This is a genomic window from Micrococcus sp. KRD070, assembly GCF_017168435.1.
Lineage (GTDB): Bacteria > Actinomycetota > Actinomycetes > Actinomycetales > Micrococcaceae > Micrococcus > Micrococcus luteus.
The window spans coordinates 362,724-377,614 of record NZ_JABFNH010000022.1; the positions used below are offsets into that span (position 1 = coordinate 362,724).

10 protein-coding genes and 3 pseudogenes are annotated in these 14,891 nt (G+C 68.8%); 5 read left to right on the forward strand and 8 right to left on the reverse strand.

The annotated features are described in order from the left end of the window. Positions 1-457: 457 nt before the first annotated feature. A pseudogene (locus J1M38_RS09345) lies at positions 458-1,635 on the reverse strand (IS3 family transposase). 235 nt (positions 1,636-1,870) lie between these two features. On the opposite strand from J1M38_RS09345, the gene J1M38_RS09350 reads away from it, so the two are divergent. Then, complete coding sequence (locus tag J1M38_RS09350; RefSeq protein WP_144786150.1) at positions 1,871-2,677, forward strand: IS3 family transposase; 807 nt, start codon at positions 1,871-1,873, stop codon at positions 2,675-2,677. Positions 2,678-3,016: 339 nt separating this feature from the next. Here J1M38_RS09350 and J1M38_RS09355 read toward each other — a convergent pair. Beyond that, positions 3,017-3,328: pseudogene (locus J1M38_RS09355) on the reverse strand (IS3 family transposase); the annotation flags it as partial. A gap of 340 nt (positions 3,329-3,668) precedes the next feature. Between J1M38_RS09355 and J1M38_RS09360 the strand changes: the two are divergent. Further along, positions 3,669-4,079 carry a four-helix bundle copper-binding protein gene (locus tag J1M38_RS09360; RefSeq protein ID WP_002854316.1) on the forward strand — a complete coding sequence of 137 codons (411 nt, stop codon included), beginning with the start codon at positions 3,669-3,671 and terminating at the stop codon, positions 4,077-4,079. Positions 4,080-4,175: 96 nt separating this feature from the next. Then, complete coding sequence (locus J1M38_RS09365) at positions 4,176-5,060, forward strand: fructose bisphosphate aldolase (protein WP_206482013.1); 885 nt, start codon at positions 4,176-4,178, stop codon at positions 5,058-5,060. A 106-nt stretch (positions 5,061-5,166) separates the two neighbouring features. On the opposite strand, the gene J1M38_RS09370 is transcribed toward J1M38_RS09365, so the two are convergent. The 6 genes and pseudogenes from J1M38_RS09370 to J1M38_RS09395 all read right to left on the reverse strand — a co-directional run bounded on the left by J1M38_RS09370 (position 5,167) and on the right by J1M38_RS09395 (position 11,679). Then, positions 5,167-6,222, reverse strand: a complete 1,056-nt coding sequence (locus tag J1M38_RS09370; protein ID WP_041102734.1) for a type II glyceraldehyde-3-phosphate dehydrogenase — start codon at positions 6,220-6,222, stop codon at positions 5,167-5,169. 88 nt (positions 6,223-6,310) lie between these two features. After that, positions 6,311-7,012, reverse strand: coding sequence for a DUF305 domain-containing protein (locus tag J1M38_RS09375; protein WP_041102733.1), 702 nt, complete (start codon positions 7,010-7,012; stop codon positions 6,311-6,313). Between the two features lie 59 nt (positions 7,013-7,071). Further along, complete coding sequence (locus J1M38_RS09380) at positions 7,072-9,090, reverse strand: copper-translocating P-type ATPase (protein ID WP_201749648.1); 2,019 nt, start codon at positions 9,088-9,090, stop codon at positions 7,072-7,074. Between the two features lie 297 nt (positions 9,091-9,387). Beyond that, the gene (locus J1M38_RS09385) at positions 9,388-9,717 is read right to left on the reverse strand and encodes a heavy-metal-associated domain-containing protein (RefSeq protein WP_206482014.1); all 330 of its coding nucleotides are present in this window, start codon (positions 9,715-9,717) and stop codon (positions 9,388-9,390) included. A 71-nt stretch (positions 9,718-9,788) separates the two neighbouring features. Further along, positions 9,789-10,957: pseudogene (locus J1M38_RS09390) on the reverse strand (sensor histidine kinase). Further along, positions 10,954-11,679 (reverse strand): response regulator transcription factor, encoded by a 726-nt coding sequence (locus J1M38_RS09395; protein ID WP_036340673.1) that lies wholly within the window; start codon positions 11,677-11,679, stop codon positions 10,954-10,956. Before J1M38_RS09395 ends, J1M38_RS09390 begins: the two are co-directional and overlap by 4 nt. 156 nt (positions 11,680-11,835) lie before the next feature. On the opposite strand from J1M38_RS09395, the gene J1M38_RS09400 reads away from it, so the two are divergent. Beyond that, positions 11,836-12,702, forward strand: a complete 867-nt coding sequence (locus tag J1M38_RS09400; RefSeq protein ID WP_036340675.1) for a F510_1955 family glycosylhydrolase — start codon at positions 11,836-11,838, stop codon at positions 12,700-12,702. Between the two features lie 612 nt (positions 12,703-13,314). Then, positions 13,315-14,880, forward strand: coding sequence for a multicopper oxidase family protein (locus J1M38_RS09405; protein WP_041102731.1), 1,566 nt, complete (start codon positions 13,315-13,317; stop codon positions 14,878-14,880). The last annotated feature ends 11 nt before the right edge of the window (positions 14,881-14,891 follow it).

Genomic DNA, 14,891 nt, shown 5'->3' on the forward strand with positions numbered 1-14,891 from the left:
AGTGCGGGACGCGAGACGGCACTCGCGGGGGTGGTGCATGCCGCCCACCGCGGCGCCGACGCCGACCTTTCAGGTTCGATCCGACGCCGTGATCACCCGGAGCGCGGGATCAGGCCGACCGGCCGGCAGAACCGCGCGTCAGGACGTCGAGTACGAAGCCGATCGGCCCATGACGGGTGCGCGCGTCCTGAAATAGGCCAGATCGGAACTGCGAGCCCCGGTCCTCGTGCACCAGGCACCCAGCCACCACGGCTGCACCGCCGCGGCCTGCGACGGCCTTGTTCGCGCAGAGACAGAGCTTCTCCTCAGCCGTGAAGTGCTTCCTGATGTCGGTCAGTCAGAGCCTGCGCGGCGCTTCTGGAGCGGGCTGGCGCACAGACCGAGGTGCTGTCGATCCATGACGGCGAGATTCAGGCGCGTGAGAAGGGTCTGCCATGAGTTTGCTTGACACGAGTTATCAGGCGGCGGCAGCCGCCTGGACTGATTGAACCATCTCGAACTCGACAGGGGTGAGCTTCCCGAGACGGGCCTGCCTACGACGGCGGTGATAGGTCCGCTCGATCCAGCTCACGATCGCGAGCCGGAGCTGGTCGAAGGACTGCCAGCGACGCCGGTTCAGCACGTTCTTCTGCAACAGCGCGAAGAAGGATTCCATTGCCGCGTTGTCCCCAGCAGCACCGACCCTGCCCATCGACCCGACCAGGCCGTTGACCCGGAGCGTCTCCACGAACCGCCTGGCTCGAAATTGCGATCCTCGATCCGAATGCACCCGGCAACCCTGCACCTCGGCCTTGCCTCCACGCCGGCCCAGAGCCATCTGCAGGGCGTCCACGGCCAGCTGCGAGCTCATCCGCCGATTGATCGAGTAGCCCACGATCCGGTTCGAGAACACGTCCTTGACCGCGCAGAGATAGAGCTTGGAATCCCCGGCCCAATGCTCTGAGATGTCCGTGAGCCACAGCTGGTTCGGCTTCTCAGCGGCGAACTCACGACGAACCAGATCATCATGAACGGCAGGGCCAGGACGCTTGCCCGAGCCGCGACGGATCGAGTGGCAGCAGCGGACCTTCACGAGCCGACAGGCCTTCAACACCTGATGGTCCGACACGGCCAGGCCACGGCCGCGGAGCTCATCAGCCAGGAACCGGTATCCGAACTCCGGGTCATCGGCATGGGCATCGAGGACGGCGTTGGCGGCATGCGCGTCGGACCATTCCCGCTCGCTGACAGGTTCGGCCAGCCACTGGTAGTAGGCCTGACGGGAGAACCCGAGGACCCGGCAGGAGAGTTTCACGGGAATCCCGTCGCGGGCCAGGTCCTTCACGACGGGATAGGTCATTTTGGGGACTGACCCAATTTCAGGTTCGCCTGGGACAGATACGCGGCCGCACGCCGTAGGACCTCGTTCTCCATCTCCAACTCGCGGTTGCGGCGCTTGAGAGCCTTCAGCTCCTCGTTCTCAGCCTTGGTGATGCCGGGCCGGATCCCGGCCTCGACATCATCCTGGGCCAGCCAGCGCCGTAGGCAGGACTCGGCGATGCCGAAGTCCTTCGCGACCTGCGCGATCGGCATCTGACCCTTACGGGCGATCGCGACCACGTCCTGGCGGAACTCTCGGGGGTATGCAGCGGGCATGGGGTCATCCTTCCAGCAGTCCCTCCCGGGACCACAGATCAGATGTCAACCAAACTCACGGCAGACCCTTTCCTCCTACGGGTCAGGACGGGGGTGCCGGGCCAGAGGTCTCGGGCGGGCTGGGCACGGTGGGTGCGGACGACCTGCTCGGGGGTGTGACGCTTCCTGCTGTTCGTCATGATCTGACCAGTCTCCCTGCCCGCGACCGCGGGCAACAGGACGACTCTCATAACGACTGGACCTACGAAACGGGGTCAGCCCACTGCTCAACGTCCTGCACGACCTTGTCGGCACCCCGGAAGGGCTGTACGGGCGTCGGAAGATGACCGCGTGGCTGCGTCGAGAAGGTCACCAGGTCGGCGCCGGTCGTGTGGACCGGCTCATGCGGGTTGCGGGGATGAACGGTGTGCGTCGAGGCAGGCCAGTGCGCACCACCGTCCCGGCCAAGGACGGCTGCCGTGCCGGTGACCTGCTCAATCGAGACTTCACCGCGGCCGCGCCGAACACGAAGTGGGTCGCGGACTTCACCTATGTGCGCACGTGGGCGGGCTTCGTATACGTCGCGTTCGTGCTGGACTGCTACTCGCAGAGAATCCTCGCCTGGCATGCCGCGACGGCCAAGACGACCCCGCTGGTCCTGACCCCGCTGCGGACCGCGTTGTGGGACCGTGACCGGCACGGGCACCCTGTGCAGCCCGGCGAGCTGATCGCGCACAGCGATGCCGGGTCGCAGTACACGAGCCTTCGCTTCGCCGAGCACCTGGCCGCCGAGGGCATCGCCGCGTCCATCGGGACCGTCGCCGATGCGTATGACAACGCGCTCATGGAATGCGTCATCGGCTTGTACAAGACCGAGTGCATCACCACCACGATCTTCCACAACGGCCCGTACAAGACCATCGCCGACGTCGAGTACGCCACCGCCGGATGGGTCGAGTGGTACAACAATCGAAGGCTCCACTCGTCCCTGGCTATGACCACCCCGGCCGAGTACGAGACTGCCTACTACGCCGCCCTCAACCGAGAGCTGGCACCCACATAGGAGCGGCACGAAACCCGGGACGCTTCATCCTGAGACGGCCGGTGGGGGTCAGGGGTGCGTTAGCGTGGGTCATGAGCGGGCTCTTTCCAGCGGAGGGGTTGTTGAGGAACTTCCATCCTGCCGGGCGGGGCCCGCTCGTCTCATCTCAGCCCGGGCCTCGTGCCAAGAACCTCATGACCCACAACAACTAGATGGCGGTTCTGGGTCGCGGGGTGCCCTGGGCCATCTGGCGTCGATGAACGATCGCCCCTGTCAGATGCCTCTATGCATTGGCCGGTGACGGTCCGCGGGCCTGGTCTCGTGCTGGGGGTCTGCCATGAGTTTGCTTGACACGAGTTATCAGGCGGCGGCAGCCGCCTGGACTGATTGAACCATCTCGAACTCGACAGGGGTGAGCTTCCCGAGACGGGCCTGCCTACGACGGCGGTGATAGGTCCGCTCGATCCAGCTCACGATCGCGAGCCAGAGCTGGTCGAAGGACTGCCAGCGACGCCGGTTCGGCACGTTCTTCTGCAACAGTGCGAAGAAGGATTCCATTGCCGCGTTGTCCCCAGCAGCACCGACCCTGCCCATCGACCCGACCAGGCCGTTGACCCGGAGCGTCTCCACGAACCGCCTGGCTCGAAATTGCGATCCTCGATCCGAATGCACCCGGCAACCCTGCACCGGCGGCCTCGACGCCCCTGGTCGGATCGCATAAGCGCTCTTCCCGACACCGACCGTCCGGTCCGACAGGATCCACGTTGAGGCGAGCCCTGCTGGTCCTCCCCGTCGGCGTGGTCCTCAGGGCCGTCGGCCGGGCTGAGGGGCGGCTGGTCACACCTGCGTCATCCCTGCCCGTAAAGGAGTCCGCGGGCCTCCGTGGCCGGCGATCTTCACGGAACCTTCAAGGTTGAGCCCTTCACCCGCGTCGGCGGGGCGGTCTATGGTCGATGGCAGGGCGGGCCGGCGAAGGCCGGTGCGTCGGATCAGATCGACGAAGGAGCACATCATGACCCATCACGTGAGCGCCATGCTGGACACCTACCCAAAGAATGTGGGCAACATCGACCGGCAGAAGCTGGCCGAGTGCATCCAGGCCTGCTTCGAGTGCGCCCAGACCTGCACGGCCTGCGCGGACGCCTGCCTGGCCGAGGACATGGTGGCCGACCTGAGGCAGTGCATCCGGTTGAACCTGGACTGCGCCGATGTTTGCGCCGCCACAGGCCGGATGCTGTCCCGGCAGACCGGCAACAACGTCGAGACCACCCGCGCCCTGCTCGAGGCCTGCCGGGCCGCCTGCAAGACGTGCGGGGACGAATGCGAGAGCCACGCCCAGATGCACGAGCACTGCAAGGTGTGTGCCGAGGCCTGCCGCCGGTGTGAGCAGGCCTGCGCGGACCTGCTCGTCACCCTGGGTTGAGCCTGCTGATGACCGTTCCCCCTTGAGGGCGGCCAGTCGTCCATGACGCGCGCAGGGAACCCGGACCACCGTGCTCCCTCGCCGCGGAAGGCTCCCATGGACTCGGAGAAGTATCAGAGGGTCAGGAACGGTGCCGGATTCGTCGCGGCGCTGGACCAGAGCGGGGGCAGCACCCCGGCGGCCTTGCACCTCTACGGGATCGACAAGGATGCCTACTCCGGCCCAGAGGAGATGTTCGACCTGGTACACCAGGTGCGCACACGTATCATCACCAGCCCCAGCTTCGACGGTGAGCGCGTCATCGGGGCCATCCTGTTCGAGAACACAATGAACCGCCAGGTCGAGGGTTCCCCCACGGGCGACTACCTGTGGAACAGCAAAGGCATCGTGCCCTTCCTCAAAATCGACCAGGGCCTGGCCCCGGAACAGCAAGGCGCCAAGCTCATGAAACCCATCCCGCACCTGGATGACTTACTGTCTCGAGCCGTCGAAAAGCACATGTTCGGGACGAAGATGCGCTCGGTCATCAAGCTGCCCGGGGACGGGGTGGGCTCCGTCGTGGAGCAGCAGTTCGGGCTCGCCCGTCAGATCCTCGTTACCGGGCTGGTGCCCATCATCGAGCCCGAGGTGGATATCCGCAGCCCCCGCAAGGCCGAGGTGGAGGACCAGCTCAAGGTGGCAATCCTCGCCCAACTGGACAAGCTCGGAGACGACCAGTCGGTCATCCTCAAAGTGACGTTGCCGGAGCGGGCGGACTTCTACCGTGAGTTCGTGGGCCATCCCCGAGTGATCCGCGTCCTGGCCCTGTCGGGCGGCTATACCCGGGCCCAGGCCACCACCCTGCTGGCCCGCAACCACGGCGTGATCGCCAGCTTCTCCCGCGCCCTGACCGAAGGGCTGAGTACGGCCCAGAGCCCAGCGCAGTTCAATGCGGTGTTGGATGAGGCCATCAACGCGATCGCGACGGCCTCTCGCACCTGACCGGAGGCCATAGGACCGCTGCGGTAGTCCGCGGCCGCCGAAGCGGTGTCCGACCACCCCCCATTCCTGGGGCCGGGCACCGCCTCAGCGGCGTCTGCCGCGCAGTTCAACGGGCAGCCACCGAGGAGCGCACGAAGTCCTGGCGTACCCCCAAGGCGCGGTCGGTGCGCCGGATGGACTCGCCGCCGTCGTCGACGGTTCCGGTGAGGGCCCGGATCGCGTCGATGTTCTCGGGGACGACGATCGCCTGGTTGTCCACCGTGTAGGTGTAGTACAGCTCGTTGCCGTCCACGGTGAGGATGTCTTCCCAGAGGGCCACCTCATACATATCACCCCGGGGCCGGCCCAGGTCCTCCATGAGTTCCACGGTGCTATTGACCGCCACGACGCCGTCCGAGCGCCGGACGAAGGCGATCCGCGGCATCGCCCGGAACGCCTCCAACACCTCCTGCTTCTCGGCCGGGCGGGTGAGCTCGATCGTCCAGTAGTGCAGGTGGTTCTGAGTGTGGGCTCCCTTGGCGGCCATGGTGACCACGTCCAGGTCCGGGACCACCGACTGGGCGTCGGTCCCCTGATGGCTGGGGATTCGGCCCTCGGGGACGATGGTGTTCATGATCCCGGAATGGTCCGATTCCCACGGATCGGTGGCCCGGCGGATGAGCACCCCCCGGGCCTTGGACAGCAGTCCGACGTCCTTCAGCGCGGTAAGGGCCCGGACGGTGGCGGTGGTATTGCAGGACACCACCCGGGTGCTGTCCCGGCCCAGGGCGGTGGCGTAGTTGGCGTGGGCGACGAAGGAGTGGCCGGTGAGATCGTGCTTCTCCCCGCCCTGGAACACGGATTTGACCCCGTGGGCACGGTAGAGCTCCAGGTTGCCGGCGCCCACCTGGGCCGGGGTGCAGTCCACCACGACGTCAACGTTCTCGAGCAGGTCGTGCAGGCCTCCGACGACGGGAAGGCCGGCATCCGCCATCACCGGTAGGGCCTGCTCGGTAGAGGCGTAGACGGGGATACCCTTCCCGGCCGCAGTCGCGATCCGGTAGTCAGCGATGACGTCACTGACTCCGACCAGCGCCATGTCCTCCTGGGCCCGGACCGCGTCGGCGACGCGTTTGCCGATGACCCCGTACCCGTTCACCGCGACCTTGATCTTGTCCTGCATGCTCGTCTCCTTTCCTGGAGGACCCGTTCCGGTTTCGGGGTCTATCGCCAGCCGCGTCTCACCGGATGCCCGCAGCGGACGACGGTGCTCAGAGCTTGTCGAGCATCTGTTGCATTTCGGTGATCTCGGCCTCCTGGTCGGCGATGACCTGCTCGGCGAGCTGCACGGCCTGCGGGTTCTGGCCGTCCTTGGCCTCGTCCTTGGCCATGTCCACGGCGCCCTTGTGGTGGGCGGTCATCTGCTCCAGGTACAACCGGGCGGCCTCGGTGCCCTGGGCCTGGTCGAGGGCGGTCATGTCCTCCTCGGACATCATCCCGGACATCCCGCCGTGGTCCATGCCCTCCATACCGTCCATGCCGTCCGTGTCCACGGGGTCTTGGCCCCAGGCGGTGAGCATGGCGTTCATGCGCTCGATCTCCGGGCCCTGGGCGTCGATGACCTTCTGGGCAAACGCGGCCACCTCCGCCGGGACGTCATCCTTGGCCAGCAGCATCTCGCTCATCTCAACGGCCTGCTGGTGGTGCGGGATCATCATTTGGGCGAACATCACGTCCGCGTCGTTGTGCTCGGCGGAGACCTCCTCGGCCGAACCGGTGGCCGAGCTAGTAGCCGATTCCGTGGCGGACGGTGTCGCGGTGTCCGTGGCCGCGGGGGTGGCGGCGGGGGCGGAGCCGGTCGCGGTGGCCGAGGCCTCAGCGCCGGCGTTCTCGTCCTGGGCCCCGGTGCCGCAGGCGGTCAAGGTCAGGGCGGAGGCCAGGGTCAGGGCGGTCAGCGTCATGGTGCGTTTCATGGTGGGTCCTTTCATGGTGGGTTGAGGGTTCACATCAGGGTTCACGCCAAGGGGCGAGATCAGGAAACCGCAGCCGGCTGAAGGGCAGCCTGCGACCGGGGGCGCTCGAGAGGAGCCAGGTGCTCCGGGTCCAGGTCGATCCGGCGCAGCAGCTGGGCGTTGAGGGCCACCACGATGGTGGAGACGGACATCAGGATCGCGCCCACCGCGGGGGAGAGCACGAACCCGATCGGGGCGAGCACGCCGGCGGCCAGCGGCACGGCGAGCACGTTGTAGCCGGTGGCCCACACCAGGTTCTGGATCATCTTGGTGTAGCTGGCCTGGGAGAGCTCGATCATCGACAGCACCGCGCGGGGGTCGTTGCTGGCCAGCACAACGCCGGCGGACTCCATGGCCACGTCGGTGCCGGCGCCGATGGCGATGCCGACCTCGGCCCGCGCCAGCGCCGGGGCGTCGTTGACGCCGTCGCCCACCATGGCCACGGACAGTCCCCGGGACTGCAACTCGGTGACCTTGGTGTCCTTGTCCTGGGGGAGGACCTCGGCGAAGACCTCGTCGATGCCCAGGTCCGCCCCGACGGCCTCGGCGACCTGGCGGGCATCGCCGGTGATCATCGCGACCTTGATGCCGCGGGCGTGCAGGGCGGCCACGGCGGCCCGGGACTCGGGGCGGACCTTGTCCTCCACGGCGACCGCGCCGATAACGGACCCCTCGCGCAGCACGTGCAACACCCCGGCCCCGCGCGCGGTCCAGGAGGCGGTGTGCTCAGTGATCTCCGCCGGCATGGTCAGGTTAAGCTCGCGCAGCATGTTCGGGCCCCCGACGAGGATCTCGGAGCCGTCCACGGTGGCGCGCACCCCGCGGCCCATGGCAGCACTGAAGTCCGTGCCGCGCTTGCGCAACGTGCTGGCCTGCGGGTGCTGCCCGGCGGCGGTGACGATGGCCCGGGCCACGGGGTGCTCGCTGTCAGCCTCGGCCGCGGCGGCCACCGCCAGCAGTTCTGCCTCGGACACGCCGGGCATCGCGGTGACGGCGGTGACGACGTGGGCGCCCTCGGTCAGGGTGCCGGTCTTGTCGAACAGGACCACGTCGATGGTGCGCATCCGCTCCAGGGCCATCCGGTCCTTGATCAGGACCCCGGACTTGGCGGCCTTCTCCGTGGAGAGGGCGATCACCAGCGGGATGGCCAGGCCCAGGGCGTGCGGGCAGGCGATCACCAGCACGGTCACGGTGCGGGTGACCGCGTCGGTGGGCTGGCCGATCGCGGTCCACACGATCGCGGTGATGATCGCCGCAACCAGGGCGAACCAGAACAGCAGGGCCGCCGCCCGGTCGGCCAACGCCTGGGCGCGGGAGGAGGATTCCTGGGCGTCGGCGACCATCCGCTGGATCCCGGCCAGGGTCGTGTCGGTCCCGACGGCGGCCACCTTCACCCGCACGGTGTTGTCGGTGGCCACGGTCCCAGCGACCACCGTGTCCCCGGCCTGGCGCAGCACGGGCTTCGACTCCCCGGTGATCATCGCCTCGTCGAACTCCGCGGCGCCCTCGAGGATGGTCCCGTCGGCCGGCACCCGGGCCCCGGCCCGCACTAGCACCACATCGCCCACGGCCAACTCGGTGATCGGCACGGTGATGGTGTCACCGTCCACGACCTTCTCGGCCTCCTCCGGCAGCAGCGCCGCCAGCGCGTCCAAGGCGGAGGAGGCCGCGCCCAGGGCGCGCATCTCCATCCAGTGGCCCAGCAGCATGATGACCACCAGCAGCGCCAGCTCCCACCAGAAGTCCAGCATCAGGTCCCCGATGCCCAGGGTCGTGACCCAGGAGGCGACGAAGGCCACCGTGATGGCCATCGCGATCAGCAGCATCATCCCGGGCTGGCGGGCGCGCAACTCGGTCAGCCCGCCCTTCAGGAAGGGCATGCCGCCATAGAGGTAGATCACGGTGCCCAGCACCGGGGCGATCCACGCCGAGCCCGGGAACTCGGGGACGTGGTAGCCCAGCAGCTGCCCGACCATGTGGCTGAAGAACACCACCGGGATGGAGAGCACCAGTGAGACCCAGAACCGGTTCTTGAACATCGCGGTGGAATGCCCGGCGTGCTGACCGTGGTCGTGGACCTGGTGGTCCTCGTCCAGGGCCGAGTGGGCGTGGCCCTGGGGCATGGCCTGCCCGTGGGTGGCCGCGTCCGCGGGGTGGTGGGCGGCATGGTCGGTGTGGTTGGCGTGGCCGGCGTGGGGGTTCGGGTCTGGGTGTTCGGCGGTCTGGTCGGTGGGGTGATCGTGGTGGTGCGGGGTGCTCATGGTGTTCCTTCTGCTCGGCGGTCTGTTCGGCGACCGGCTCGGCGGTGGGGCGCCGACCTCGAGGGGATGGGTCGGTTAGATCCGGACGCGGTAGCCGGCCGCTTCGATGGCCGTCCGCACGGAGTCCGCGGAGGCGGGCCCGGTCACGGTGACGGGGGAGGCCCCGCCGGCGACCAGTTCGACCCGGACATCGTCCACCCCGTCCAGGGCGCTCACGGCCTCGGCGACGGAGCCCACGCAGTGTCCGCAGGTCATGCCCTCCACCTGGTAGGTCGCGTCGCCGGCGCTCGTCCCGGTTGGGTCGGCACTCTGGTGCCCGGTGGGGGCGGTGGCGTCGGCGGCTGGGGCGCAGCACGAGCAGCCGTTGGTGGCCCCCGGCAGCGGGGTGCGGGCGGATTCGGTCATGACGGTCTCCTTCAGGTCTGAGGGCGGCGCCGGACGGCGCCTCTCCTCTTGGTATATACCCCCCGGGGGTATCATTCAAGGGGTGGAGCGCCGGTGTTCACGGTGGATAAACGGGTGCGCCGGTAGGTGGGCTGGTCGGGGGCTGCTTGGTGGGCAGGTCGATGGTGAACGTCGCCCCGGCCGTGGTGGAGGTGGCGCTCAAGGTGCCGCCGTGGGTCTGGATGAGAGCTCGGGAGATGGCCAGGCCGACCCCGGAGCCGCCGTGGTCACGGTCGCGGGCGGTGTCCCCGCGGTAGAAGCGTTCGAAGACGTGCGGCAGGTGCTCGGGAGAGATCCCCTCCCCGGTGTCGGTGACGCTGAGCGTGACCCCGGACGGGCTTTGTCGGGCCTCGAGGGTGACCCGGCCCCCGGCCGGGGTGTGGCGCAGGGCGTTGGTGAGCAGGTTGCCCAGGACCTGGCCCATGCGCTGGCGGTCCACGTCCACGGCCAGGCCCGGATCGGCGTCCATGGTCAGGGCCACGCCCTTGGTGGCGTAGGCCTCCTTGTGGGCCTCGGTCGCGGCATGCAGCAGCCCGCTGACCCCTTGGGGGCTGCGGTCCAGTTCGATCCGGCCCTCCTCGGCGCGGGAGACGTCGTTGATGTCCTCCACCAGCCGGGTCAACCGGGCCAGCTGCTCGCCCATCAGCTCACCGGTGGGCTCGTCCCAGTGGGACACCCCGTCTTGCAGGGCCTCGTGGTAGACGGTCAGCACGGAGACGGGGGTGCGCAGCTCGTGGGCCAGGTCCGAGAGCATCCGTCGACGGGTGTCCTCGGTGCGCTGAAGCCGTGCGGCCATGGTGTTGAAAGACCCTGCCAGCTCCTCCACCTCGGTGCCGGCGCCCATGGCCGGCACGCGGGTGTCGTACCGTCCACCGGCCATGGCCTTGGCCGCCTGGGTCAGGGCGTTGATCGGACTCTGGATCCGGCGGGCGACATGCCAGGTCAATGCCAGACAACAGATCAAGGCCGTGGCCAGGGCCACGCCCAGGGTCCAGAAATTGGCGTCCCGGTAGGCCTGCTCCACGTGCAGCATCTGGGCTGCATCGTGTCCGGCCCCGGCCTGTTCCAGGTGCTCGTGGAACAGTGGTGGGCCGGCCAGGGAGGCCACCACCACCGCGGCCAGCACGCTGGCCCCCACCACCAGCAGCTGGGCGAGGAAGAACCGGGCCGCTAATCCTTGGTAGCGCCGCCGGCCGGTCATTGCTCCGCCATCCGGTAGCCGACCCCGCGGACGGTGTCGATATAGCGGGCCGGGTCCGCGTCGAGCTTGCGGCGCAGGTTCTTGATGTGCACGTCCACGAGCCGTTCATCGCCCACCCAGGCCGGGTCCCAGACGATATCGATCAGCTGGCGCCGGGAGAAGGCCTGGTGCGGGCGCCCCGACAAGGCGGCCAGCAGGTCGAACTCCGTGCGCGTTAGTTGCACCACCTGGCCCGACACGCGGGCCTCGTGGGCGGCCAGGTCGATGACCAGGTCACCGCAGACCCGTTCCGGTTCGGGGGCTGACACCGTTGTGCGCGGCCGGCGCATGACCGCCCCCACCCGGGCGACCAGCTCCCGGACGCTGAAGGGTTTGGTGATGTAGTCATCGGCCCCCACCGCCAATCCCTCCAACCGGTGGTGCTCATCGCCGCGGGCGGTGAGCATCAGCACATAGCACTCGGAGAAGGCCCGCACCCGCCGGCACACCTCGATCCCGTCCAGCCCGGGCAGGCCCAGGTCCAGGACTATCACGTCGGGCTCGTGAACCCGGGCGGCCTGCACTGCGGCCGGGCCGGTGTGGGTGAGGGCCACCTCGTAGCCGGCCCGCTCCAGGTAGGTGGCCACCATGCGCGCCAGCGGCTTCTCGTCATCGACCACCAACACCCGGCCGGCCGCCGGACCAGTCCCAGTGTCAGTCCCAGTGCCAGTGCCAGAGTTCATGGGTCCAGTCTCGCTCTGTCTCGCGCCCCGGCGGCTCAGAACGGTGCCGGGGCGGGGAATCTTCATCGAATCTTCAAGGCAAACCGCCCCATCCCGGCGCGTCACCGGCCGACAATGGTAGAAGCCCCGCCTTTTGGCCCGGGGCGGAAAGGCTCCATGACCCCCCTGACCCGCAGAACCCTGATCGCCGGCGGGCTGACCCTGCTCGGCGCTGGCACCCTCACCGCCTGCGCCGCGCCGAACCCCGCGACATCCCCGGCGGCCGGCACCGGCACGCAGGGCACCGGCACGGCCATCACCCACGTCCATGCCCTCACCCGGGACCCCGAGTCCGGTGAGGTGCTGCTGGCCACCCACCAGGGCCTGTTCCGGCTCCAGGACGGGGAGCTGACCCAGGTCGGTCCGGTCGTGGACTTCATGGGTTTCACTCTGACTCCCGAGGGCCGCTACCTGGCCTCGGGTCACCCCGCGCCGCGCACCGACCTGCCCGAGCCGCTGGGCCTGGCCGAGTCCACCGACCGGGGCCAGAGCTGGACGGTGCTCTCCCGCGGCGGCGCATCCGATTTCCACGCCCTGGCCGCCGGCCCGAACGGGGTCCTCGGCTTCGATGGGCAACTGCGCGCCAGCACCGACGGCCTCACCTGGCAGAGCCTTGAGATCCCCGTCGCCCCGGCATCGCTGGCGATCTCCCCCAAAACCGGGACCGTGCTGGCCACCACCGAAACCGGCATGTTGCGCTCGACCGACCACGGCGCGACCTGGACCACCCTGGACACCCCCCAGCTGATGCACCTGGTCGCCTGGGCCGATGACACCACCGCCGTGGGCGCCGGCACCGAGGGACACCTGCTGACCAGCACCGACGCCGGCGACACCTGGACCGCCAGCGACCGCCCGGTCGGCACGGCCACCGCCCTGGGAACGGGCATCACCGACGACGGGCAGACCGAAGCACTGCTGGTCGTCGGCTCGACCGTGCTGTCCACCACGGACGGCGGGAACACCACCGAATCGCTGCTGTGACCTCCCCCCGCCGCCCCCTGTCCGGCTGGCCCGCCCTTCGAACCGTTCTGGGCACCCTCGTGTTGATCCTGGGCCTGCTCGGGATGCACGCTGGTACGGGCACCAGCGCGGCTTGGGCCGCCACCGCTACGGCCGCCGCCACAACTGTTCATCACCTCGGGCCGGGCGCCATCGGTCCGGCCGGCATGGTGCCCGAGGTCGTGCTCCCGGCCGAGCCTGCCGGGGATGAGGCAGCCGACCCCGGGCTGCCGGTCTGTGCCCTGGAGGCCGTGGACGATACCTGCGCCTCGGCCCTGACCAAGGCACCTGTCGTGTCCCACTTGGCCTCCCGGGCCCTCCTGCCTAGCCCCGGTGGGGGACTGACCGCACCACCCCTGCCCTGGGTTGCCCATTTCCGGCCCCCGTGGACCCTTCACTGGCTCAACTGGCCGTCAGCCGCACCTAAAGCCCCCGGCCGCGCCCCACCGGTGAGCGCAGGGTCCGCCAATACCTCCGGGTGACAGCGGCACGCAGCCCCGGTACGCCACCGGCCTCACCCAGCAACTGATCAGCCATGCCCGGCCCCGTCGCGCCCGCCTGCGACACGGGGCCGGATGACGGAAAGAAGAACCGATGACCTCCTCACTGACCACCCGCCGCACCTTCCTGGGCGCCTCCGTCGGGGCCCTGGCGCTGGCCGGGCTGGCCGCCTGCGCCGATCCCGTCATCAGCCCCCAACCGTCAGGGCGCATCCTGCCCACCGACCCGCTGGTCGCCGAGTACGAGAAACGACGCGCCGCCTCGGGCACCACCGTCACCCACCGGCTCTCCGCCGCACCCCTCGAGACCTCCCTCCAGGGTCGGGGCCTGACCACCTGGGGATACAACGACGGCCTCAACGGGCCGCTGCTGCGCGCCCAGACCGGGGACCTGCTCAAGGTCAGCGTCGCCAACGACCTGCCCGAGGACACGAGCGTGCACTGGCACGGGCTGGCCCTGCGCAACGACGCCGACGGAGTCCAGGGGGTGACCCAGGACCCCATCGCCGCCGGAGGACGCTATACGTACGGCTTCCGGCTGTCCCATCCGGGCACGTACTGGTACCACTCCCACTTCGACACCCAGCGCGAACGCGCCCTGTACGGGGCCCTGATCGTCGAGGACCCCAACGAGCCCCTCAGCTACGACCAGGAATGGGTCGTGATCCTGGACGACTGGCTCGACGGGATCACCGGAACACCGCAGGACGTCGTCGAGGAACTCTCCGCCGGGATGGACATGTCCGGCGACATGGAGGGCATGGCCGGCATGGCGGGCATGGACCACGGGTCCATGAGCCAGGACAGCTCCTCGGGCATGCCCATGAAGCACATGCTCATGGGCGCTGAGAGCGACTATCTGGGCGGGGACGCCGGCGACGTGAAGATCCCCGTGCACCTGTTCAACGGCCGCCCCCCATCCGACCCGGACACCTTCTCCAGCACCCCGGGCAACCGGATCCGCCTGCGCTTGATCAACGCGGCCGGAGACACCGCCTACCGGGTCGGGATCCCCGGCCAGGAACTGACCATCACCCACACCGACGGGTTCCCGGTCCAGCCCCGCCAGGCCGATGCCGTCGTCCTGGGGATGGGCGAACGCCTGGACGTGCTGATCACCCTCGGCGACCAGGCGGTGCCCGTACTGGCCCTGCCCGAGGGCAAGACCGGCCACGCCTACGGCATCATCGCAGCCGGTCCAAAGACCACGCTCTCCGGTCGGCTCCCGCAGACCCTGGGCGGAACCGTGCTCGATGGCAGCCGACTGAAGGCACACGAATCCGTCCTGCTCCCACCCAAGGACCCGACCAGGACCCACGAGGTACGCCTCACCGGATCGATGATGGAGTACGACTGGGGCATCAACGGGCGACGCTTCGACCCGGCCAACCCCTTCGAGGGCGCCTTCGAACTCCGGTTGGACGAACGCGTGCGGGTCACGATGACCAACGACACCGACATGTGGCACCCCATGCACCTGCACGGCCACACCTTCCAGCTGGCCGACCATGGCGCCCGCAAGGACACGGTCATCATCAAACCCCGGCATACCATCGTCTTCGACTTCGAGGCGGACAACCCGGGCCAGTGGCTAACCCACTGCCACAACGCTTACCACGCCGTGGCCGGGATGATGGGCGTCTTCTCCTACATCCACTGACCCTCCCGCCC